Below are 22022 nucleotides of genomic sequence, written 5' to 3' on the forward strand. Positions count from 1 at the left end.
GAATCGCCCTGCAATCGCGGTGTGTCGTTCGCATTCATCCGAAATGCCTTGGACCACTTAAGGCCGTCGTATCGTGGCGACCCCCGGGAAGGTGTATCATCCCGGCGAGCGCCTGACGACCTTGGGGCCGGGGCGTTCGGTGGAAGCCGTCGGGGGGAGTGCCCCCGTGCGCTTCTTCGCATTAGTCCGAATGGCACGGTTACATTTAACCCCATTGATTTAGTGGCTCTGTGAGAAAAATAGACACGAGGCGTGCCATAACTTCACGCGCGGTCAGTTGTGACATCAATCCGGTCGAGCGAGAAATCAAGGTATTAGTTTCGCGTGCGTGCGAAAGGCCGATAGAATGGACCCGTTGAAGTCGGTTTATAACGGGTCGCTTTATAAGGCCGGAGGTACGATTCACGTGCGAGCAATGAGTGGGCCGGCAGACTCCATCGAGATTCAGAACGTAGTCGCATCGACCGGGATCGGTCAGGAGCTCGACCTCGAAGCCCTCGCCGACGACCTCCCCGGTGCAGATTTCAACCCGGACAACTTCCCGGGCCTCGTCTATCGCACCCAGGACCCGAAAGCCGCTGCGCTCATCTTCCGTTCGGGGAAGATCGTGTGCACGGGTGCAAAGAGTATCGACGACGTGCACGACGCACTCGGCATTATCTTTGACAAGCTCCGCGAGCTTCAGATTCCCGTCGACGAGGAGCCAGAGATAACCGTCCAGAACATCGTCTCCAGCGCTGACCTCGGACACAACCTGAACCTGAACGCGCTGGCTATCGGTCTCGGACTCGAAGACGTCGAGTACGAACCCGAGCAGTTCCCCGGTCTCGTCTACCGGATGGACGAGCCGAAGGTCGTCATCCTGCTTTTCGGTTCCGGAAAAATCGTCATCACCGGAGGAAAGCGGACGGACGACGCGGAAACCGCCGTCGAAGAGATCGTCGAGCGCATCGACGCGCTTGGACTGCTCGGATAGGCGCTTCCGAACCATCGATTTTTCGCCGCGCACGGGTACGAGCACCCATAAGTGTAAAATGCCGGACAGTCTAACAGAATGACATGAGCGCGCGGGAGGACGTGGCGTTTCTCGTCGGGTCGCAAAGCAGGGAGGCGATTCTCCGAGCCTTGGCGGTCGAGCCACGCCGACCGACGGAGCTCGCGGAACGCTGTGACTGCGCCCGAGAGACGGCACAGCGGACACTTGCGGGGTTCTGTGACCGCGGATGGGCGAAGAAGGACGATGGGCTGTATCACCTCACTCCGGGGGGAACGATAGTCCACGAGCAGTACGAACGGTTCAGCGAGGCGGTCGAATGCGCCGACCGAATGAGCGAGTTTCTGGCGGATGCCGCGGAAATCTGTGAGGACGCTCCGCCCGGTGTCCTCGGTCAGATGAACATCACGACCGCCGCGGAAAACGACCCGCATGCGCCGCTGAACAGATATCTAACTATCGTCGGAAACGAGCCGGTCGACCGCTTCCGCGGTGTCGCGCCCATCGTGAGTCGCGTGTTCAACGAATCGGCCGAAGCAGTGCTGGGAGAGAACACCCGGATGGAACTCATCGTCGACCGCGGGGTCCTCGAACGGTCGATAGACGCCTATCCGGACTCCTTCGAGCGCGCGCGGGAACTCGACCAGTTCGAGCTTCGAATCGCCGAGGAGAGCCTCGATTTCGGACTGCTGGTGGTCGACGGCCACGGCATCGTCTCCGCCTACGACGAACACAACAACCTGACGGCCCTCGTGGACGGCGACACCCCAGAAGTCGTCTCGTGGGTCGAAAGCCTGTACGAATCGGTCCGATCGACGTCGGTCCCGGTCGACCGACTCGAACCGTGAGTCTCCGCCGACAGTGAAAATCGTGACCGGGTCGGTCACGCGTGAATATTCCAGTCACGTGTTATTGCAATAAAGTATAAGAGGCCACTCTACGGAGGTACATCTGCGGTGGTACAGCGTTCCCGCTAGGCGGTTCGGTCCTCACACGCCCCGGTCGAGATTCCGATTCACCAATCAGCTGTCCGTGTTCTCGATGAGGACGTCCCTCACCACGTCCGGGTCTTCGAGAAGTTGGTGCTTGGTGTAGCTACCTTCCGCGCTCCCGCCGCTGTGTTTCGACTGTTCGATGATGTCGAGAAAGGCGTGTTCTTTCAGTAGGTCCCGAACCCGCCGGAGCGACAGGCTATCGGAGCCCTGCTGTCGGCAGATGTTCTCGTAGACCTCGTAGACGCGGCTCGTTCGGAAGCCGTCTTGCTTTTCGTTCGAAAGCGAGAGGATGGCGAGCGCCTGTAACACGTAGCGAGAGTGCGGTGTCGACCCGCGAATCAACTCGCGGAAGCGGTCGGTCTCCGCGCGCTGACGCGCCTGCGTGACGAAATTCTCCTTGACGGTACTCGCTCCCATCGACTGTGCGATTTCGCCAGCGTACCGTAAGATGTCAATCGCTTTCCGCGCGTCCCCGTGTTCACGGGCGGCCAGCGCCGCGGCCCGGGGAATGGTCGAGGGGTCTAACACGCCGTCGCGGAACGCGTCGCTCCGGGCGTCCATGATGTCGCGGAGCTGGTTCGCGTCGTACGGCGGGAAAACGAACTCGCGCTCACAGAGGCTGGACTTGACCCGCTCGTCCATCCGGTCTTTGTACTGTATCTTGTTGCTGATGCCGATGACACCGAGCTTACAGCCGGCAATCTTCCCCGCTTCACCGGCCCGTGAGAGTTGCATGAGGATGTCGTCGTCGCTCAGTTTATCGATCTCGTCGAGGATGATGAGAACCACGTCGTACAGTGCGTCGAGGATGCGCCACAGCCGCTTGTAGTACGTCGACGTCGAAAGTCCCTTGTCGGGGACTTTAATCCCGGTAACCGCGGTGTCGTTGACGCTGTCGGCGATAGTCTGGACGGCCTGCGTCTCGGTCGTGTCCTGTGCGCAGTCCACGTAGGCGAACGTCGCTTTCACCCCCTCTTCTTCGGCCGTCTCGACGAGGCGCTGGGAGACGTACTTCGCACAGAGCGACTTCCCTGTCCCCGTCTTCCCATAGATGAGGACGTTGCTCGGACTCTGTCCGAAGATGGCGGGGTTCACCGCGGTCGCGAGATCCGAAATCTCGTCGTCGCGACCGACGATGCGACCCTCACCCGGGAGGTGGTTGATCTCCAACAACTCCTTGTTGGCGAAGATGGGGTCCTCCCGGGTGAAGAGGTCGTCGCTGGCGTTAGGCATGTTCGCAACACACCACGTTTCCGGTGAAAGGACTTACCATTCGACCCAGCACACACACACCACGTTTCCGGTGAACGGCTCCGGACCCCGGTCGACGGTCCACACGAAACGGAGGTTCCCGTTCACCGGAAACACGGTGTGGGGGTTCTTCCCTGACCACACGAAAACAGCCTGCCCAGCCGTGGGGTCCGGACAAGAACAGGGTGAGAACGTCCGAAAGCGACGAAACGAACGAGATTCTTAGGTCTAACAGACCTGCAGTTACCACAGCAGAATTGAGATCGGCCGACAATACGTCCGACTCCGAGAATCAACGAGTCGCTCGAAAACACTCGACTGAGACGGTCTATTCCGGTCGAACAGTACTCGAATGTCGAGTACTTTTTACTTTTGCGAGTGTATCAATGGTCGGTAACACAAATTAATTATTTAAGTGTTGTTATGTGTACTGTTCTGCCCGCCGATAAGGGCCGAGTTGCCGTTCGGCGCCCACTGACGGCTCGAGCACGCTTACTCATCGGAAACGCGGTGTCTCACATCGGTTCCGCAGTCCCTGGCAGAAACCCTTGGAGAGTGGCTAAAACGATTGTTTTCACCGGAAACGTGGTGTGTTCCTTATAAGTGGACCGATTCAGTTGTATCCGGGACGCACGGGAACGGTTCGAGTCCTCAGACTCGTTTCCCGCCACGCGTCCCACCGTCAGCCACTCACCAGTTCACCGGAAACGTGGTGTTCGCGCGACTCCGTCCTCGCGACCCACGTGCGAACTGACGACTCCATCGGTCGGTGTTACTGCCGCGTTCCCTCGCGCTGTATTTCACCGGAAACGTGGTGTCTGTCAGCGTTGCAACGTTCTTCGGCGAATCGGCTCGCGGCAACGGCTTTCGGGACCACGTTCTCCGCTTGCCGGTCTCGCACCGAGTCGGGTGGTTATCTCCCGAACGTCTCGCGCTAATTCATCGGAAACGTGGTGTCTCTGCCCGTCTCAGGCGGACTCACGATTCACCGGAAGCGAGGTGTGAGTCACCCGCGGCAACGACTCGGGGAGCAGTCTCCTCGTTCACCGGAAACGTGGTGTGCGTGCGACTCTCGCGCATCCGGCTGTTTACGTCCGAGCGGCCGCGCCCAATGGCGCACGCTCTGATACACCCTCGCACCCGAGTCGGTCTCACGTACCCGCACCCGAGTCGGTCTCACGTCACAACGTTCACTCGCGACGGACTGTTTCGTTCCCGTGGCGTCAATGCAATTACCCAGGGGGACGAATCAGTGACGTATGCGTGCGCTCAGTCGCGTGTGGGTGCGCCTCGGCGAGGCCGTGTTAGACCGCGGCGACGACGAGGAATGGTCCCTCAAACGCTCCCGTACGACGGAGACGCGGTGGTCGCGTTCGGGAGAGCGAGTCGACTGCTTTCGGTTCGACAACGGCTATGTGACCACTGTCCACTACGAAAATCGAGAGGTCACGTGGCAGTTGACGCCCGGACAGGTTCCACTCGCGAGCGCGCTCGCGATGGCGAAACTCTACCTCGAACACGAACTGACGCCCCAGACCGACCCAGAGGGGCGACCGTTCGTGGGTCTCACCGAGCGAGGCCCGGTTCAGGTTTTCGAGGAGATACCCCCGGAACCGGTCGAGTACGTCTATCTCGACGGCGTTCGAACCCTCGAAGAGTTCCCTGAGTTCCTCACCGTCGACGACGATTTCCGAGCCGTCTTCGACCGGATGGCTCCGGCGCGGTCGAGCACGTCTCGATAACGTCGAGGCGACGCAGAACCGCTTCGACGAAAATCGAGTCGCGTCTTCTCGCCCTCGTTCGCGCTCGTCGAAATCCAACTGCGCTCACTCGCGACGAACGAGGCCGCTCGCCCGTCTCACGGACTCCCGGTGTCGCAAGCCGTTTCCCCGTCGCGGCCGTACCCGCGTTCGATGACTGCCGAGGACGAGGACCCGGGTCCTCCCGACGGAGACGGCGACGGAACCGGCACGTCCCGAGACGTACTCGACCGGTTGGCCGATGCGACCGACGTATCCGAAGCCCCCGACGCATCCGACGTGTCCAGCGTGACCGACGCGTCCCTTCCTGACGCGCCCCCGACCGACGCGAACCAGCCGAGCGACGCGGCGGACGGCGTCTCGCTCGCGTCGTTCTACGGGGCGCTCGAATCCGAGGGTCGCCCCGTCGCGACCGCCCAGCAGGTCGCCCGCCGTCTCGGGGTCTCGCAGGCGGACGCGATGGACGGACTCGAGGCGCTCGCCGATGCGGAGCGAGTCCAGCGGGTGAACGTCGAGACCGACCCGGTCGTCTGGTACCCGACCGAGTGGGGCGAACTCGCCTCGCGCGAGCGGGTCGTTCTCTTTCCGAAACGCCGCGAGATAGTCGTCGACAACCCGACTCAGTACACACGGGCGCGGCTCTCGCAGTTCGCACACCTCGTCGACACCACCGGCGACCGCGAGGGTCGAGGCCGAGGCTACCTCTACCGAATCCGGCAGGAAGACGTGTGGCAGGCCCCCTTCGACGACGTCGAGTCCCTGCTCTCGATGCTCCGGTCGGTCCTTCCCGAGCGGTCGTCGCACCTCGAAGCGTGGGTCGAAGACCAGTGGAAGCGCGCCCACCAGTTCCGTCTCTACTCTCACGAGGAGGGGTACACCGTCCTCGAAGCCGCCACCGAGAGCCTCATGGGCAACGTCGCGCTCCAGAAACTCGACGACGACCACGTCTACGCGCCCATCTCGGACACGGAGGCGTGGGTCAGAGACGAGGAAATCGCGGCGATAAAGCGCATCCTCTACGACGCGGGCTACCCCGTCGAGGACGACCGCGACCTCGAAGAGGGCGAGGAACTCGACGTCGCGCTCGGCGTCGACCTCCGCGACTACCAGCGAGACTGGGTCGACCGATTCGTCGACCAGCGCGCCGGCGTCCTCGTCGGGCCGCCCGGCGCGGGGAAGACCATCGCCGGCATCGGCGCGCTCGCCGCGGTCGGCGGCGAGACGCTGATTCTCGTGCCGAGTCGAGAACTCGCCCGCCAGTGGCACGAGGAACTCCGTTCGACGACTGACCTCGACGCCGACCAAATCGGCGAGTACCACGGGGGCGCAAAAGAGATTCGCCCCGTCACCATCGCCACCTACCAGACCGCCGGGATGGACCGCCACCGCTCGCTTTTCGACTCGCGCCGCTGGGGGCTCATCATCTACGACGAGGCCCACCACATCCCGAGTCGCGTCTTCCAGCGGAGCGCCGACCTCCAGTCCAAACACCGCCTCGGCCTGTCGGCGACCCCCATCCGCGAGGACGACAAGGAAGCCGAGATTTTCACGCTCATCGGCCCGCCTATCGGCACCGACTGGGGCAAACTCTTCGACGCCGGCTACGTTCAGGAGCCGGAAGTCGAGATTCGCTACGTGGGCTGGGGAAGCGACATGGCCAGAAACGAGTGGGCTTCCAGCGACGGCCGCGAGCGGCACATGCTCGCCGCGATGAACCCCGGCAAGATAGTCGAGATTCGTCGGCTCCGCGCCCGACACGCCGACTCGAAGACCCTCGTCTTCGTCGACTATCTCGACCAGGGCGAGGCGATTTCCGAGGCGCTCGACGTGCCGTTCGTCAGCGGCGAGACCCGCCACCACCGCCGCGAGGCGTACTTCGAGGCGTTCCGCGACGGCGACCTCGACACCCTCGTCATCTCACGCATCGGCGACGAGGGCATCGACCTCCCGAACGCCGGACTCGCAATCGTCGCTTCCGGTCTCGGCGGCTCCCGCCGGCAGGGCTCCCAGCGGGCCGGCCGAACCATGCGACCCACGGGGAGCGCGCTCGTCTACGTGCTCGCCACCCGCGGGACCAGCGAGGAGGACTTCGCCCAGCGTCAGATGCAACACCTCGCCGGGAAGGGGATTCGCGTCCGGGAGACGAGTTCTGACGACCTCGACACTGAATCGAACGGTGGCGACACCGACGCCGAAGGCGACGAGTCGGACGACACCGAGTCGGCGTCTGCGGACGACTCCGAGTCAGCGTCTGCGGACGACTCCGAGTCGGCGGTACCCGACGAGTAATCGCCCCGATGTCGGGCGCTTCGCCGCCCGGAATGAGAATTCTTAAGTCTACCCGTAGATTGAGATTCTCTTGACCGCTCTTAGCTCAGCCTGGCAGAGCAGCCGACTGTAGATCGGCTTGTCCCCCGTTCAAATCGGGGAGAGCGGACTGAATTTCAACACCCGCGAGCGGAGCGAGCGGTGTTGCATGTGAAGGACGCCTCGACCCGATTTGAGTAGCGAGCAACGCGAAGCGTTGCGAGTGAGTTCAAATCGGAGTCTCCTCACCGACTATCACTCCCGACCGCCCCACACCACCTTCTCGACCAGTTCGACGGTCATCGGTCCGTCGACGCGAATCTGACAGGAGAGCCGCGGGTAGCCGAACCGCGCCGCGAGGTCGTCGTGCCAGTGGTCGGGCGTCGGCTCGCCCGAGCGAACCCGGACGCCGCACGTCGCACAGAGGCCGCGGCCGCCGCAGTTCACTCGCGTCGTGAGTCGCGCGTACGGCGAGAGTCCGGCGTCGAGAAGCGCGTCGCGGAGGACGGTCCCGCGTTCGACGTCGAGGTCGGTGACGCGGTCGCTGTCGGTGTTGACGTCGCGGACACGAACCGTGACGGTCGAGTCAGCCGGGTCGCACCCGGTTCGAGGTCGGGACTTGCGGTCGCTCATCGGTCGGTCGTTCGGGCCGACTCGACATGGGTATATCCCTCGGGTCGGTCCCTCGTCCAGTCGACTCGCCCTCTCGCCCAGTCAGCTCGCCCACCCTCTCACTCGCGGCTCTCTCGTCATCTATGTAGAGTCTATACCCGAAGATATCAGTATTATAACGGCTTATGACGGCCGGATTCGTAGGTGAGCGTGATGGTGACCCTCGCGTCCGCTCCGGTGTTGGTGAACGTCCGCGTCGAGATGAACGACCACGAGACGATGACGGTGGAACTGCACGAGACGAACGAAACGCGCCACCTCGTGGCCTACGAGTCCGAGCGAATCCGCGACACGCTCGCGTCGCTCCCCGAGGGCGCTCGCGTCCCCGTCGAGATGGTCCGCGCCGGGTCGCGCTCGAACGTCTGGAAAGCCGTCGCGCTACACGGCCGCCGGACTCCCCCCGTCGACCAGTCGGCGCGCACGGCGAACTGAGTCGTCCGCGACCCCGCCTTTCGCCCGTCGCTCGTCCCCGCGTCTTCGGCTCACCTCACCGGCTCCACCGGAGGCAAACCGTCGGTGCTATACTCCTCGCCCGTGTCGCGCACCGCAATGAGCTTCGTCGCCGAGGTGGAAGTTCGGTTCCGCGACCACGACTCGTTCGGACACGTGAACAACGCCGTCTACGCGACCTACTGCGAACAGGCCCGCGTCCGCTTCTTCGAGGAGGTGTTGGGGACGCCGCTTTCCGACCCGCACATCGTCGTCGCGCACCTCGAACTCGACTACCGCGCCCCAATCGAGGGCGTCGGCACCGTCGAGGTGGCAGTCGAGGCCGGCGAACCGGGCGGAAAGAGCTTCCCCATCTCCTACACGCTCTCCTACGACGGCGAGGTCGTCGCCACCGGCGAGACGGTTCAAGTCGCCATGGACGACGAGGGTCGCCCGACGCGCGTCCCCGACCAGTGGCGCGAGGCAATCGCCGACCAACCGTAGCGCCCGGCCGCCGTCCGCGTCGCGTTTTGTCTCTCCGAACAGTCCGCGACCGACAGGGCCCGCTACTCGACCGACTGAGCCGAGACAGGAGAATTATATACTCTCGAGATAATCCTCAGATATGCCTCGGGGAACACTAGAGCACGCACGGTCGGCGGACGCCGACGACGAGACCCCGCTGTCCCGAGCAGGCGAGCGCGTCCTCCACATCGGGCGCGACCGGCCGATTCGCATCAGCGCCGGCCATCGCCTCCTCCACCACGACGGCAAGTGTAGCCGCCCGCACGGGCATAACTACGAGATTTCGGTCCGCGTCGTCGGCGACCTGACTGCCGAGGGCTGGGTGGTCGACAAGGGCGTCGTGACCGACGTCATCGACGAGTGGGACCACCGCTTTCTCGTCGAGTCGGGCGACCCGCTCGTCGAGGCGTTCGAGCGCTCCGGCGACGCCGACGGAACGGTCGTCCTCGACGCGCCGCCGACGGCCGAGGTGATGGCCGTCGTCCTCGAAGAGAAACTGCTCGCGGCGCTCCCCGACACCGTCTCCGAGGTCTCGGTCTCGGTCGGCGAGACGTCGGAACTCTGCGCCGGCTTCTAATGCCCGTCTCCGACACCGTCGCCCGCGACGACACCGACGCCGAGGGCGACCGCCTCCCGATAAACGAGCTGTTCGCGTCGCTCCAAGGCGAGGGCAAACTCGCCGGCGTCCCGAGCACGTTCGTCCGCACCAGCGGCTGTAACCTCCGCTGTTGGTTCTGCGACTCGTTTCACACCTCGTGGGAGCCGACTCACGCGTGGCTGAGCCTCGACGAAATCGTCGCCGAAGTCGAGTCGCGGTCCCCCGACCACGTCGTCGTCACCGGCGGCGAACCGCTCGTCCACGACGAGACCGACGCGCTCCTGTCGGCGCTCGCCGACGACTACCACCTGACCGTCGAGACGAACGGGACGCTCGAAACCGACGCGCCGGTCGACCTCGCGAGCGTCAGCCCCAAGCTCGCGTCGTCGACGCCGACGCCCGACAACGCCCCGGCAGACGTGGACTCCGGCGTCTGGACCGAGCGCCACGAGGACGCCCGCGTCGACCTCGACGCGCTCGCCTCGCTCGTCGAGCACGCGGCGGAGTTCCAACTGAAGTTCGTCGTCACCGGCCGCGACGACCTCGACGAAATCGAGTCGCTCGTCGCCGACGTGCGCGGCGTCACCGACCGCGAGGTACGCGACAGCGACGTGTTGCTCATGCCCGAGGGACAGACCCGCGAGCAACTCGCCCGAACTCGGACCGAGGTCGCCGACCTCGCCGCGGCGTTCGGCTACCGCTACACGCCGCGACTCCACGTCGACCTCTGGAACGACGCGCCCGAGACGTGAGAACCCCCGAACGCACCCCGAACGCACCCCGAACGCACCCCGAACGCACCCCGAACGAACCCCGAACCATTCCACGATATCGATGACTACCGAATCCACTTCCGACGAGAAGCGTGCCGTCGTCCTCCTCTCGGGCGGCATGGACAGCGCGACGACCGCCTACGAGGCCAAGCAACGCGGCTACGAACTCTACGCGCTCCACACCTCCTACGGCCAGAAGACGGAGTCGAAGGAGTACGACTGCGCCCGCGCGCTCGCCGACGAACTCGATGCTCGGGACTTCCTCCACATCGAGACGAGCCACCTGAAGCAGATCGGCGCGTCGTCGCTCACCGACGACTCGATGGCCGTCGCCGACGCCGACATGGACGCCGACGACATCCCGACCTCCTACGTTCCCTTCCGCAACGCCAACCTCCTGTCGATGGCCGTCTCGTACGCCGAGGCGAACGACTGCGACGCCGTCTTCGTCGGCGCGCACTCCGAGGACTACTCGGGCTACCCCGACTGCCGTCCCGAGTTCTTCGACGCCTTCGAGGCCATGGTCGAGGTCGGCACGAAGCCCGACACGACCATCTCGCTGGAGGTCCCGTTCGTCCACGACTCGAAGACCGACATCGCCCGCCGCGGCCTCGAACTCGGCGTCCCCTTCGAACACACGTGGTCCTGTTACCGCGCCGAGGAACCGGCCTGCGGCACCTGCGACTCCTGTGCGTTCCGCCTGCAGGCGTTCCAGCACCTCGGCGAGCGAGACCCGATTCCGTACGCCGAGCGACCGGCGTACGCGGACGCGGACGCGTCGTAGCGTCCTCTGCCCGCCGCCGACGCGGATCGCACCTCGCTCGCGTTCCGACCTGTCTCCTCGCGCCCCTTTTTCACCGACCTACGCGAACCCCGCGTCATGAGCGACGAGAAACGCCGAACCGCCGCCCAGTTCGGAAGCGCCGCCGAGTCGTACTTCGACAGCGAGGTCCACCGCCTCGGTGAGGACCGCGAGACGCTCGCGTCGTGGTGTCGCGGCGCGACCCGCGCGCTCGACGTGGCGACCGGGGCCGGCCACACCGCGGGCGCGATAGCCGATGCCGGCGTCTCCGCGGTCGTCGCGGCCGACGCCGCCCCGGAGATGGTCGCCACCGCGGTCCGCGAGTACCCCGTCGCGGGCGTCGTCGCCGACGCCGAGCGCCTCCCGTTCGCGGACGACTCCTTCGACGCGGCCGCCTGCCGCATCGCCGCGCACCACTTCCCCGACCCCGAGTCGTTCGTCGCGGAGGTCGCGCGCGTCCTCGAACCCGGCGGCGTCTTCGCCTTCGAGGACAACGTCGCGCCCGAGGACGCATCCCTCGCCGAGTTCCTCAACGGCGTCGAGGTCCTCCGCGACCCGACCCACGTCGAACTCCACCCGGTTTCGCGGTGGCGCGAGTGGTTCGAGGCCGCGGGTCTGTCGGTCGAGGCGGTCGAGACAGCCGCGATACGCCTCGAATTCGACCCGTGGACCGAGCGGACGAACGTCTCCGCCGAGGACCGAGACGAACTCGAACGTCGCTTCCGCGAAGCGCCCGAGGACGCGAAATCCCTGTTCGACGTGGCGTTCGACAGCGACTCCGTCGTCTCGTTCGCCAACCCGAAGGCGCTGATTCGAGCGCGAAAAGAATGACATCCTCCCCGGCGCGAACGCCGGGGTTTCCTCTCGCTGGGGGTATCGCTTACCGACCCACGGAGGCAACTTGCGGGTTCGTGCGCTCCTCGTTGGAACAAGAGCGTGGTGACTCTGACCAGTCGTGGTCGTTCCACTTGAGGCGCACGGGCCGTGCCATCGGCCGTGCTACGTCGGTCTGCCGTTGACGAGACACAGCGTGTCTCGTTCGCCAATCAGAACGTTCTGAGTTCTGATGACGTCTCAGGAACGTTTCGGACGCTGTGAGGTCTGCGTGGCCCCCGAAACCGCACGGGCACGTCAGCGTGTCGCGGTGGCGTGTCGTCCGATCTGTTGAACCGCAGTTCGGACACTCTTGAGAGGTCCATGCTTCCGAACGAACCTCCACCGAGATACCATACTCCTCGGCGGTACAGGCGAGTCGGTCGATGAACTGCCGGAACGCCCAGAAGTTGTGCGTCTTCGCGTTCGCTTCGACCGACCAATGCGTATCGAGTACGTCTGTGAGTGCCCCGACGTACACCGTGGAGACGCCTTCGTCGTGCAACCGCTCTATGAGGTCACGTGCGAGTGCGTCTTGGGCGTGGTCGCGTCGGCGCGTCCGACGGCGGTACAACGAGCGTATCCGGTGACTGCTGTACCTGCCGTCGTCCAAGAGCGATTGGAGACGAGCGATTTCTCGCGTCGTCTCGCGGAACCGCTCGAACAGGTTGCGTCCCTCGTACAGCAGTTGCGTGCCGGTCGAAGTCGAACAGGCGACGAGGTTGTTCGCACCAATATCCAGAGCGGCGGTTTCGTCCGCCAGTGGGTGTGCCAGCCGAGAATTGTCGATAGTGACTGGCTGAAAGGCCCTGAATGTCTGTGCGTTCTCGTCCCAGAACAACTCCAACCGGCCTTGCTTGTCGTACTCTTTCCAGTTGGGTTCGCCCCGGACTTCGAGCCGGAGGCGTTCGCGGTATCCAAGCCCGTACTCGTCTTTCAGGTCATGGCCAACGAGGATTTCGAGCCGGGAGTATTCGCCCCACTCGACGGTGTACGAGGTGTTGCGGATATACGTTCGGAGTTCGCGGCCGTCCTCGGCGTTGCCCCAGTATCCGGGCTTGCCGTTTGCTTCGCCCTTCTTTTGGAGCGCGAAGAACGACCGCCATGCTTCGCGGTTCTTCCGTTCGATTTGCTGAACGGTCGAAGCCCCGAGCGTGCCGCCGTAGCGCCCGCGATACTCGCTGATGTCCCATACGTCGCCGCCGGGGTCGGCGTAGTGTTCGCGGCGCTCGTGGTTGATTTCGTTCCAGAGAGCGGCAGAAGCGTCCAACAGGCGTCGAAGCAACTCCTCGTCCGCGTCGGACAGAGGAACCACCTCGAAGGTGTTGGTCCGCTTCATCACCAACACCTTGCATCCGAAGGCTGATGTATGTTTGGCTTTTGTCTGTATGTATGGCGAAGAACATCCACGTAGTAGTGGACGACGACGTGCATGAACGGTTGAAGCGAATCAAGGACGACCACGGCCTGACGTGGGAAGGGATGTTGCTCCACGCGGCGAAAGATTTGGATACCCCGGACTGAGCATTGTCGGCGGTTGTGTCCCTGTTGTCGGATTCACGCCCGCCGTGAACGGCGGGACTCTCTCCTCGATTCAGGTAGCTCGGTCGGGAGAACTCCCGCTCCCCGCCGCGGACTGCGACTCGCCGAGACCCACAAACGGTAAGCGGAGTCCCGGCGACGTGGAGGTGTGTCAACGCCCGACTCTGACGCCCCAATCTCGCCGCTCGCGGGCCTCGGCATCGCGGTCCTCGCGGTCAGCACGAGCGCCATCCTCGTCCGCTGGAGCACCGCGCCGAGCCTCGTGAAGGCCTTTTACCGAGTCCTGTTCACCGTAGCTCTCCTCGCGCCGGTCGCGCTCGTCCGCCACCGCGACGCGCTGGCGACCATCTCGGGGCGGGACCTTCTGGCGGCCGGGGGCGCGGGCGTCGCGCTCGCGGCCCACTTCGCGTCGTGGTTCGAGAGCCTCAACCACACGACGGTCGCCGCGAGCGTCACGCTCGTGCAGTCCCAACCGCTTTTCGTCGCCGTCGGCGCGTGGGCCGTCCTCGACGAGCGCGTGAGCCGCCGCACCGCCGTCGGCATCGGCGTCGCGCTCGCGGGCATGGCGCTCATGTCCGTCTCCGACTTCCTCGCCGCCAGCGGCGCGCCGCGTCCGCTTCTCGGAAACGGGCTCGCGGTCATCGGAGCCGTGACGGCGGCCGCCTACGTCCTCACGGGTCGGAGCGTCCGAAGCAGGGTCTCGCTCGTCCCCTACGTGGTCGTCGTTTACACGGTCTGTGCCGCCGCGCTCCTCGTCGTCGCGGTCGGCCGGGGCGACCCGCTTACGGGGTACCCCCCGCGCGAGTGGCTCCTGTTTCTCGGGATGGCGGTCGGGCCGGGCGTCTTCGGCCACACGGTCATCAACTGGGCGCTCGCCCACCTCGAATCGAGCGTCGTCTCCGTCTCACTCCTCGGAGAGCCCGTCGGCAGTACGATACTCGCGCTCTTTCTCCTCGGTGAGATTCCCACGCTCCCGACGGTCCTCGGTGGGGCCGTCGTCCTCGGCGGAATCTACGTCAGCGCGTCCTAGGCGGCGCTCTCGAATCGGATAGCTCCGGTTCAGAACTCCGGATTCGAAATCCCCCAGACTCCGTTATCGGTGGTGATAACCGCGTCACAACGCTCATTACGGTGAGCGGTCGCTACACGGTATGGACGACGGTCCGGGGGCAGACGTACGCGTCCTCCACGTCGACGACGAACCCAGTCTGACGGACCTCGTGTCGATCTATCTCGAACGCGAGGCCGGCGACGTCGACCTGTCGGTTTCGACGTCGAACTCGGGGGCGGAGGCCCTCGAACGGCTCCGACAGGAACGAGTCGACTGCGTCGTGTCGGACTACGATATGCCCGATATCGACGGACTGGAGTTCCTCCGGGCGGTCCGCTCCGAACACTCCGACCTCCCTTTCATCCTCTTTACCGGCAAGGGCTCCGAGGAAGTCGCCCGCGACGCCTTCCGCGTCGGCGCGACCGACTACATGCAGAAAGACACCGGCACCGACCAGTACACGGTCCTCGCCAACCGCGTCGTCAACGCCGTCTCGCAGTACCGCGCGAAGGCGGCCTCCGAGCGATACGGAACCGCCATCGAGGTGCTCGACAGCGGCGTCTACTCCCTCGATTCCGCGGGGCGCTTTACCTCCGCCGACGGCGTCTTCTGCGAACTCACCGGCTACGACCGCGAGGCCATCATCGGTCGGGAGTTCGCCGACCTCGCCGCCGAGTCCGACGACGAGATTCTGTCCGCCTTCGAGCGGGTCGTCTCTCCGGACGCCCCCGACACGGAGCGCTTCGAGACGGTGCTGTCGCCCGGCTCGGCGTACCCGCACGACGACGACCTCCTCTGTGAGGGCCATCTCGCGCTCCGCCCCACCGAGGACGACGAACCCGCCGTCATCGGGACGCTACAGGACGTGACCGAGCGCCGCCGCCGGCGGAACCGACTGCGCTACGAGACGCGCCTGAAAGACGCCGTCTTGGACACCTCCACGTCGCTGATGAGCGCCGAGACCGACGAAATCGGCACGAAAATCGAGTGGACGCTCCAGTCGGTCGGCGAGGTGGCCGACCTCGACCGCTGTTCGGTCTACCTCTACGACGACGAGACGAACGTCGCCGCCCGGATGCACGACTGGCGCGGCGGCGACCGTTGCGAGCACCCCGAGCGCGTCGCCCTCGAAGACGCCCGCTGGTTGCTCGAACGACTCCACCGCTTCGAGAACGTCCGCCTCCATCGCGTTTCGGACCTCCCGCCCGAGGCGTCGGACACGAAGCGCGTGCTCACCGACGTCGAGACCGGCGGCTTCGTCGCCGTACCGATGGTGTCGAAGTGGGCGCTCGTCGGCTTCGTCATCTTCGACGTGGTCGAGACGAGTCGCTCGTGGACCGACACCGAAGTCGACCTGCTTCGCTCTGTCGGGAACAACATCACGCACACGTTGGCCCGCCAGCGACGCGAGCGCGAGCTCCAGCGGCAGAACGACCGCCTCGAAGAGTTCGCGTCGGTCGTCTCCCACGACCTCCGGAACCCGCTCAACGTCGCCAAGGGGTTCGTCGAACTCGCCCGCGAGGAAGCGGACGTGACCTACCTCGACCGCGCGCTCGACGGGGTCACCCGGATGGACACGCTCCTCAACGACGTGCTCACACTCGCCAGACAGGGCCGAACGGTCGGCGAGACGCGCTCTATCGCCATCGAGGACGTCGCCGAGCGGGCGTGGAAGGCGGTCGACACCGGCGACGACGCGGTGCTCATCGTCGAAGACGGCCTCGGGTCCACACAGGCCGACCAAGGGCGGCTCCAACAGGCGTTCGAGAACCTGTTTCGGAATGCGGTGGAACACGGCGGTCCCTGTCGCGACTTCGGGGACGCCTCGGCAGACGGCGCGTCGGGGAGAGCGGTGGACGCGTCGGACGCGCCGGGCGCGTCCGACGCCGGCCCTACTGCGGATTCGTCCGGCACAGAGACCGCGGCTCACGAGTCGTCGGCGACGAGCGCGGCCGACGAACTCATCGTCCGCGTCGGCCCCACCGAGACCGGCTTCTACGTCGCCGACGACGGCCCCGGTATCCCGGCCGACGAGCGCGACACTGTTTTCGAACACGGGCACACGACTTCCGCGTCCGGAACGGGCTTCGGGCTCTCCATCGTCGAGAGCATCGTCGAGGCCCACGGCTGGGACATCGAGGTGACCGCTCCGGAGTCCGACCTCGGCGGCGCGCGCTTCGAGTTCGACACCGGCGGCGTCCGCTCCGAGGTCGAACCGCGGTTCTCGCTCAGCGACGACTGAGCCGTCGCCGCTCCCGACGACCCGCGCTACCCCTCTCTCGCCCTCTCTCCTCCTCTCTATTCTCTCTACTTCTCTTCTAGCAGTCGCTTCGTCTCGGCGTGTCGCCCGCGGAACATCCCCTCGAAGCCGACGCCGCCGAAGACGCCCGCGAGGTCGCCGAGCGGGCCGAACGGGAGTTCGTACTCCACGCGGTCTTCGAGTATCGTCTCGTCGCCGTCGGCGACGAACCGGTGGGTGTGGACCCACCGCGGGAAGGGGCCGTCGACCATGTCGTCGCGGAACCACGCCGTTCTCTCGCCCGCCTCGCGGTCGAGGATGCGCGAGGTCCACCGCTGGCGCGGGCCGACGCCGAACGGCCGCATCGACATCTCGATTTCCGTCCCGGCGACGAGTTCGTTGGGCTCCGCCTCGTCGTCGGGGCCGCGGACCGACTCGATTTCGAGGCGCATCCACGTCGGGGTGAGCGCCTCCAGCCCGGACACGTCCGAGTGGAACTCCCAGACGCGTTCGAGCGGGGCGGCGATGCGGGTTCGACGCTGGTAGACCGACATACCCGACCGTTAGGCCGGAGACGGAAAAGCGGTGCTGGCGGAACGGGTCGAAAACGGAAGCGAACCGCCGACCTCGTGGTCGGCGGCCGGTCGGTCGCGCCGCCTTCAGAGCGTGAAGCGCGAGACGGTCGTGCCGGCTTTCGTCAGGTCCGTGTGCGTCGCCGCGGCGACGGTCACTTGGTTCTCGCCGTACTCGATGGCGACCACGGCCTCGAACGATTCGCCGTCGGGTTCGACGAGTCGGGTCTCGCCCGGCGTCTTGACCGCGACGACGGCGGCGTCGGTCTGCCCCGAGACGACGAGTTTGTCGCCCTTGAACCGCGTGCTCACGCGGAGGGACGGCCCGTCCGGGCGGTCGGACTCGACGTACCGCTCGCGGAGGAACGTTGGCGTCTCGACGGGTTCGCCCGCGTCGACGCCGTGGGCGAGGCGAACGTACTGGGCCATCGACCACGCGAGCGGCGTCGCACTGCCGGTTCCCTCGCCGAACTCCCAGTTGAACTCGGTCGCGTGCTCGCGGTCCCAGACCTGCTCTGCGAGCATGCGGCCGGAGTTGGCGAAGGCGGCCATCGTCCGAAGCAGGTTGTCCGGTGCGAGGTCGCCGTCTTCGGTCCCGGCGAGCAGTTCGTACTCGCCGCGCTCGCCGGTGAAGATGGGCCACAGGCGGCCTTTCCCCTTGGCGTCGACGGACCACGGCGCGCCCTCCTCGTCGCGCTCGCGCTCGCCGTAGCCGTCGCCGTTGTACCGGTAGAACGCCGGGCCGTGGGGCGTGTCGACGCGAATCGTCTCGTCGACCTCCTTCACCGAGTTGCGGATTACCTCGTCGTCGGCGGGTTTGATACCGAGGCGAGTCAGTTCGAGGAAGCCCGCGTCGATTATCTCTCGCTCGTCGAGCGTCGGTCCGTTGTTCGCGAGCGTCCGCAGGTGCCCGGCGTCGGGTTCGCCGTCGCGGGTGATGCGGACGTAGTACGGCGTGTGCGCGTTGCGGTCGGTGCCGGTCCGCGTGGCGGTCCAGTCGTCGACGCGCTCGGTCCAGTCGTCGGCCAGCGCCAGCCAGACGAGCGCGTCCTCTGTGTGCCCCTCGTCGAGCGCGATGGCCGCCGCACAGCCGAGGCCGGCGATTTCGGCCGCGATGGACGACGGCGAGTAGCCGGCTTCCTCTTCCCAGCGCTCCTGTGCGGTCGGCGGCCCGTTCCGCGCGACGTAGTCCGCGGAGTGCTTGACGTTCTCGTAGCCGTAGCCCACGTCGTCGAAGGTGACGCCGCGCTCGTGGAGCATGTACGCCATCACCTGCGGGAACGAGATGTTGTCCATCTGCTCGCCGCCCCAGCGGGTCCGCCCGTTGAGGTAGGTGTTCTGCGGGATGAAGCCGCGGTCGTCCTGCTGGTAGGTGTAGATGTACTCCAGCGCGTCGATGGCCGTCTCGACGTCGCCGACGGCCTCGAAGACGGTAAACACCTGATAGAGGTCCCGCGACCAGACGAAGTTGTAGCCGTACCCCTTGGACTCCTCGGCGGCGACGGCCTCGCCCCACGGGACCGACGGCGAGGCGAGCCCCGCCCCGAGGTAGGTCTTGTCCTCGACCGCCCGCAGGCTCATGAGCGCGGTCTTGTACTGCGCGGCGAGGTCGTCTTCGTCGGCGACCGAGCCGGGGAGTTCCTTGTCGGCGAGGAAGTCGGCCCACGAGTCGACGTACGCAGACCGGGCCGTCTCGTAGCCGCGGGTGAGCGCCCCGGCCGCCTCGCCGAGCGCGGCGGCGGTGTCGGCGTGTTCGGCGAAGCCGAGCGCCAGCGTCTCGCCGAGCTCGTCGCCCGTGCCGATGCGCCCGACGAGCACGACGTTCTCGTCGTCGACGCGCTCTTGGGCGCTCGGGATTGTGCCCTTCGAGAAGAACTCCGCGAGGTACCGCGAGCCGGCGACGCCGACGGTGGCCCACTCGAAGCGGCCGGCGGCGGTGAGCGCGATGGCGACGCTGTACTCCTTGCCGTCCTGGTCGATGAGGAGCGGTTCGTGGCCGTCGCCGGCGTCGAACGCGCCCGCATCGCGGGCGACGAGGTGGTAGCTCCCGGGCTGTCCGAGGCGGATGCCGCGGTCTTTCGTCCCGGTGTTCGCCAGCGCCGTGTCGGCGATGGTGTACAGTTCGTAGTCGTCGCCGTCGATGGACTCGAACTGCACGTCCGCGAGCATCGCGTCGTGTTCGGGGTCGATGACGTACTCGACGGTGAGCTCCCACTCGTGGCCGCGGCCGTCGCCCGTCTCGGTGACGACGTGGCGGAAGACGAGCGCGTCGTCGTCGACGATTTCGGCCCGGCGTTCGACCGTGTCCGCGTGGTCGTCGCGGCGGGTCTCGTTGTGGGTCCGCGCCGTGTACTCGTCGTCCGGGTCGGCGTCGACGACGAGGAAGTCGAGCGTCCGGAGGTTCATCAGGTCGACCCGCGGGAAGCGGACCTCGGTCAGCGCGCCCTCGGTCAGGGTGAACCAGACGCGCGAGGGGTCGTCGGCGTAGTGGTCCGCGACGGTTCCGATGCCGTACTTCTCGCCGGTCGTCCACCGCGGCCGGTTCTCCGGGCCGGTCGGCGCGGGCTTCGGCGCGGGGAGCGCGTCGATATCGGCGAGGACGGCGGTCGTCTCCATGCGGATTGCGTGGGGCCACCCCAGCGGCGTCGCGCTGTCGAAGCGCCCGTCGTCGAACACCTGCTCTGCGAGGTAGCCCGCGCCGGTCGTGAAGGGGCCGTCGGGCTGGAGCAGTTCGTAGAGGTTCGTCGCGCGCTCGACGAAGCGGCGGCCGTCCTTCCCGAGGCGGTCACAGAGGACGCCGAACTTCGCGGCGGCGTTCGCGCCCCACGCGGTCGAGACGGACCAGACCTTCTCGCCGTCCTGCCCGTCGGCGCGCCAGTAGTCCTCTTCGAACCGGACCAACCCGGCCACGTCGCCGCGGGGGTTCCGGTAGAGCCCCTTCAGCGTCGCGGCCATGTGCTTGATGAGCCGGTCGGCGGTCTTCGAGTCGACCTCTCCGACGTCGGCGTAGGCGTCGATGGCGTCGACGAGGGCGAACGTGGACGAATCGAGTCGGTCGTCGAGTCCGCCGTTCCCGTCGATGCGGAGGGCGTACACCTCGCGCTCGTCGGACCAGAGTTCGTCGAGTCCCTCGTACACCGCGGTCGCCTGCTCGGCGGCGTGCTCGCGGAGGTCGTCGTTCACGGGCGCGGTGGCGACCGTGGCGTACGCTTGGAGGAACGTCGCGGCCGTGTGCGTGAACCGGCCGCTCATGTTCTCCCACGCGTTCTGACAGGGCTTCGGGAGCCCGTCGGCTTCGAGACTGCTATCGAGTCCGGAGACGCCCGCCGCGACGGTCGAGCGGATGCGCCCGACGAGTTCGTCGTCGAGTTCGTCGCGGCGCTCGGCGAGGAGCGACGCGAGCGCGGCGACGACGCTCGCCGTCTGGTCGGCCTGATACTCCTCGTCGCCGGTGCCCTCGACGCGGCCGTGCGCCCAGCCGGGGGCGACGGTTCCGTCGACCGCCCAGACGCGGTGGGGCCACGTGCCGTCTTCGAGTTGCGTCTCGCAGTAGAACGCCGCGCTCGTCGCGAGGCGGTCGCCGAGGCCGAGGTCGAAGGCGTCGTCGGCGTTCGCGAGCGCCTGCGTGACCTCGGCGTCGTCGCGGAACCACGTGTAGCCGTAGCCGCCGGAGTGGGCGTAAAACGGGTCGAACTCGGGGCCGGCGATGCGCGCGCCGCTGGGGGCGGTTAGAAGCGACAGCGCCCGGAGGTCGGCGCGGACGATTCGCTCGCGCGGCGTCCCGTCGGGGACGAACACCTCGGCCTGCTCGCGGGCGGCATCGCGGAGCGCGTCCGCGGTCGCGTGCTGGACCGAACAGTGTCGGAGGTCGGCGAGGGCGTCGGTTCGCGCCATCTCGTTGTGGTCCGAAAGCTGGGTGACGAGCGTCGTTCGCGCGGCGCGGCCCTCCTGTTCGAGCGGGGCGCTGACGACCACGTCGCCCGAGAGGTGGGTGTCTTCGTAGCGGTCGAGGACGGCCTCCCGCGGGAAGTCGAAGGCGTCGTCGGACAGAATCTCGTCGAATCGCTCGGGAATCTGGCCGCGAACGTCTGTCAGCCCGGTCGACGCGGTGACGTAGTCGTGTTCGTTCCGGTGGAACACTTCGACTGCTTGGGTGTCGCCGTCGGCCTCGTGGATGAGTCGGCCGACCCGCGTCTCTCGGCCCTCGGGGGCGAAGGTGAGAAACGCCGTCAGGTGGGCGTCGGTGGGAATCGCACCACGGAGTTCGACGTGAGTCACGTGAGCGCGACCGAGCGTCAGGTCGTACTGGTGAACGGTGTACTCCCCGGCGTCGTACTCGGTCTCGACGAGGCTCGTCTCCCGGTAGTAGTGCTGTCGCACGGACTCCAGTTCGTCGAACCAGTGCGTCTCGCCGTCCGTCTCGATGCCGAACCGAGAGCGGTCGATGCCGTAGAGGCCCGAAAGCGAAGCAGAGTAGTCCCGGAGGGAGCCGTCGAGGCCGACGTAGACGAGTCGGTCCCCGTGGCCCGAAAACGCGCCGTCCGAGGTCCGACACTCCTCTGGGAAGCGTCCGCCCCGGTCGCGTTTATATTCGTTTAACGCGGTCCGAAGTCGCATAGAGGTAGACGAGGGTCCCGAA

18 protein-coding genes and 1 tRNA gene are annotated in these 22022 nt (G+C 66.2%); 14 read left to right on the top strand and 5 right to left on the bottom strand.

Going from position 1 to position 22022, the window contains the following annotated elements; translation table 11 throughout:
• Positions 1–415 precede the first annotated feature (415 nt).
• Together ACFQI8_RS07560 and ACFQI8_RS07565 are read left to right on the top strand one after the other, a co-directional pair.
• On the top strand, positions 416–976 hold the full coding sequence (locus ACFQI8_RS07560) for a TATA-box-binding protein (protein ID WP_390243764.1): 561 nt from the start codon (positions 416–418) through the stop codon (positions 974–976).
• An 83-nt stretch (positions 977–1059) separates the two neighbouring features.
• Positions 1060–1842, top strand: coding sequence for a helix-turn-helix transcriptional regulator (locus ACFQI8_RS07565; protein WP_465261706.1), 783 nt, complete (start codon positions 1060–1062; stop codon positions 1840–1842).
• A 174-nt stretch (positions 1843–2016) separates the two neighbouring features.
• Here the strand turns inward: ACFQI8_RS07565 and ACFQI8_RS07570 are convergent, their stop codons facing one another.
• On the bottom strand, positions 2017–3222 hold the full coding sequence (locus ACFQI8_RS07570) for a Cdc6/Cdc18 family protein (protein ID WP_390243765.1): 1206 nt from the start codon (positions 3220–3222) through the stop codon (positions 2017–2019).
• A gap of 1277 nt (positions 3223–4499) precedes the next feature.
• Here ACFQI8_RS07570 and ACFQI8_RS07575 point away from each other — a divergent pair.
• From ACFQI8_RS07575 to ACFQI8_RS07585, 3 genes are all read left to right on the top strand, one after another.
• Entirely contained in the window at positions 4500–4982 is a 483-nt protein-coding gene (locus ACFQI8_RS07575) for a hypothetical protein (RefSeq protein WP_390243766.1), read from the top strand.
• 171 nt (positions 4983–5153) lie between these two features.
• A complete protein-coding gene (locus ACFQI8_RS07580; protein WP_390243767.1) occupies positions 5154–7289 on the top strand; it encodes a DEAD/DEAH box helicase in 2136 nt (711 codons plus the stop codon).
• Positions 7290–7363: 74 nt separating this feature from the next.
• Positions 7364–7437, top strand: a tRNA-Tyr gene (locus tag ACFQI8_RS07585).
• A 125-nt stretch (positions 7438–7562) separates the two neighbouring features.
• On the opposite strand, the gene ACFQI8_RS07590 is transcribed toward ACFQI8_RS07585, so the two are convergent.
• Positions 7563–7940, bottom strand: a complete 378-nt coding sequence (locus tag ACFQI8_RS07590; protein ID WP_390243768.1) for a 2Fe-2S iron-sulfur cluster-binding protein — start codon at positions 7938–7940, stop codon at positions 7563–7565.
• Between the two features lie 192 nt (positions 7941–8132).
• Between ACFQI8_RS07590 and ACFQI8_RS07595 the strand changes: the two genes are divergently transcribed.
• The 6 genes from ACFQI8_RS07595 (at position 8133) to ACFQI8_RS07620 (ending at position 11937) form a co-directional block, all read left to right on the top strand.
• Positions 8133–8411, top strand: coding sequence for a hypothetical protein (locus ACFQI8_RS07595; RefSeq protein WP_390243769.1), 279 nt, complete (start codon positions 8133–8135; stop codon positions 8409–8411).
• A gap of 117 nt (positions 8412–8528) precedes the next feature.
• Positions 8529–8912, top strand: coding sequence for an acyl-CoA thioesterase (locus tag ACFQI8_RS07600; RefSeq protein ID WP_390243770.1), 384 nt, complete (start codon positions 8529–8531; stop codon positions 8910–8912).
• Positions 8913–9033: 121 nt separating this feature from the next.
• On the top strand, positions 9034–9510 hold the full coding sequence (locus tag ACFQI8_RS07605) for a 6-pyruvoyl trahydropterin synthase family protein (protein WP_390243771.1): 477 nt from the start codon (positions 9034–9036) through the stop codon (positions 9508–9510).
• A complete protein-coding gene (locus tag ACFQI8_RS07610) occupies positions 9510–10283 on the top strand; it encodes a 7-carboxy-7-deazaguanine synthase QueE (protein WP_390243772.1) in 774 nt (257 codons plus the stop codon). The genes ACFQI8_RS07605 and ACFQI8_RS07610 overlap by 1 nt, the downstream gene beginning before the upstream one ends.
• A gap of 82 nt (positions 10284–10365) precedes the next feature.
• Positions 10366–11088 (top strand): 7-cyano-7-deazaguanine synthase QueC, encoded by a 723-nt coding sequence (gene queC, locus ACFQI8_RS07615; protein ID WP_390243773.1) that lies wholly within the window; start codon positions 10366–10368, stop codon positions 11086–11088.
• A gap of 96 nt (positions 11089–11184) precedes the next feature.
• Positions 11185–11937 (top strand): class I SAM-dependent methyltransferase, encoded by a 753-nt coding sequence (locus ACFQI8_RS07620; RefSeq protein WP_390243774.1) that lies wholly within the window; start codon positions 11185–11187, stop codon positions 11935–11937.
• Positions 11938–11986: 49 nt separating this feature from the next.
• Here the strand turns inward: ACFQI8_RS07620 and ACFQI8_RS07625 are convergent, their stop codons facing one another.
• The gene (locus ACFQI8_RS07625; protein ID WP_390243775.1) at positions 11987–13318 is read right to left on the bottom strand and encodes an RNA-guided endonuclease InsQ/TnpB family protein; all 1332 of its coding nucleotides are present in this window, start codon (positions 13316–13318) and stop codon (positions 11987–11989) included.
• A gap of 53 nt (positions 13319–13371) precedes the next feature.
• Here ACFQI8_RS07625 and ACFQI8_RS07630 point away from each other — a divergent pair, with 53 nt between their 5' ends.
• The 3 genes from ACFQI8_RS07630 (at position 13372) to ACFQI8_RS07640 (ending at position 16814) form a co-directional block, all read left to right on the top strand.
• A complete protein-coding gene (locus tag ACFQI8_RS07630) occupies positions 13372–13503 on the top strand; it encodes a hypothetical protein (protein ID WP_256364934.1) in 132 nt (43 codons plus the stop codon).
• Positions 13504–13669: 166 nt separating this feature from the next.
• Complete coding sequence (locus tag ACFQI8_RS07635; RefSeq protein WP_390243776.1) at positions 13670–14551, top strand: DMT family transporter; 882 nt, start codon at positions 13670–13672, stop codon at positions 14549–14551.
• Between the two features lie 121 nt (positions 14552–14672).
• On the top strand, positions 14673–16814 hold the full coding sequence (locus tag ACFQI8_RS07640) for a hybrid sensor histidine kinase/response regulator (protein ID WP_390243777.1): 2142 nt from the start codon (positions 14673–14675) through the stop codon (positions 16812–16814).
• A gap of 65 nt (positions 16815–16879) precedes the next feature.
• On the opposite strand, the gene ACFQI8_RS07645 is transcribed toward ACFQI8_RS07640, so the two are convergent.
• A complete protein-coding gene (locus ACFQI8_RS07645) occupies positions 16880–17365 on the bottom strand; it encodes an SRPBCC family protein (protein WP_390243778.1) in 486 nt (161 codons plus the stop codon).
• A gap of 105 nt (positions 17366–17470) precedes the next feature.
• On the bottom strand, positions 17471–22000 hold the full coding sequence (locus ACFQI8_RS07650) for a DUF7997 domain-containing protein (protein WP_390243779.1): 4530 nt from the start codon (positions 21998–22000) through the stop codon (positions 17471–17473).
• Positions 22001–22022 lie beyond the last annotated feature (22 nt).

It is taken from the genome of Haloferax chudinovii, from assembly GCF_042663345.1.
GTDB lineage: Archaea > Halobacteriota > Halobacteria > Halobacteriales > Haloferacaceae > Haloferax > Haloferax chudinovii.

Excerpts from the sequence above, each read along its gene's own strand:
- ACFQI8_RS07560 (WP_390243764.1), top strand. The coding sequence starts at position 416 with ATGAGTGGGCCGGCAGACTCCATCGAGATTCAGAACGTAGTCGCATCG.
- ACFQI8_RS07565 (WP_465261706.1), top strand. The coding sequence starts at position 1,060 with ATGAGCGCGCGGGAGGACGTGGCGTTTCTCGTCGGGTCGCAAAGCAGG.
- ACFQI8_RS07570 (WP_390243765.1), bottom strand. The coding sequence starts at position 3,222 with ATGCCTAACGCCAGCGACGACCTCTTCACCCGGGAGGACCCCATCTTC.
- ACFQI8_RS07575 (WP_390243766.1), top strand. The coding sequence starts at position 4,500 with ATGCGTGCGCTCAGTCGCGTGTGGGTGCGCCTCGGCGAGGCCGTGTTA.
- ACFQI8_RS07580 (WP_390243767.1), top strand. The coding sequence starts at position 5,154 with ATGACTGCCGAGGACGAGGACCCGGGTCCTCCCGACGGAGACGGCGAC.
- ACFQI8_RS07590 (WP_390243768.1), bottom strand. The coding sequence starts at position 7,940 with ATGAGCGACCGCAAGTCCCGACCTCGAACCGGGTGCGACCCGGCTGAC.
- ACFQI8_RS07595 (WP_390243769.1), top strand. The coding sequence starts at position 8,133 with ATGGTGACCCTCGCGTCCGCTCCGGTGTTGGTGAACGTCCGCGTCGAG.
- ACFQI8_RS07600 (WP_390243770.1), top strand. The coding sequence starts at position 8,529 with ATGAGCTTCGTCGCCGAGGTGGAAGTTCGGTTCCGCGACCACGACTCG.
- ACFQI8_RS07605 (WP_390243771.1), top strand. The coding sequence starts at position 9,034 with ATGCCTCGGGGAACACTAGAGCACGCACGGTCGGCGGACGCCGACGAC.
- ACFQI8_RS07610 (WP_390243772.1), top strand. The coding sequence starts at position 9,510 with ATGCCCGTCTCCGACACCGTCGCCCGCGACGACACCGACGCCGAGGGC.
- queC (WP_390243773.1), top strand. The coding sequence starts at position 10,366 with ATGACTACCGAATCCACTTCCGACGAGAAGCGTGCCGTCGTCCTCCTC.
- ACFQI8_RS07620 (WP_390243774.1), top strand. The coding sequence starts at position 11,185 with ATGAGCGACGAGAAACGCCGAACCGCCGCCCAGTTCGGAAGCGCCGCC.
- ACFQI8_RS07625 (WP_390243775.1), bottom strand. The coding sequence starts at position 13,318 with ATGAAGCGGACCAACACCTTCGAGGTGGTTCCTCTGTCCGACGCGGAC.
- ACFQI8_RS07630 (WP_256364934.1), top strand. The coding sequence starts at position 13,372 with ATGGCGAAGAACATCCACGTAGTAGTGGACGACGACGTGCATGAACGG.
- ACFQI8_RS07640 (WP_390243777.1), top strand. The coding sequence starts at position 14,673 with ATGGACGACGGTCCGGGGGCAGACGTACGCGTCCTCCACGTCGACGAC.
- ACFQI8_RS07645 (WP_390243778.1), bottom strand. The coding sequence starts at position 17,365 with ATGTCGGTCTACCAGCGTCGAACCCGCATCGCCGCCCCGCTCGAACGC.
- ACFQI8_RS07650 (WP_390243779.1), bottom strand. The coding sequence starts at position 22,000 with ATGCGACTTCGGACCGCGTTAAACGAATATAAACGCGACCGGGGCGGA.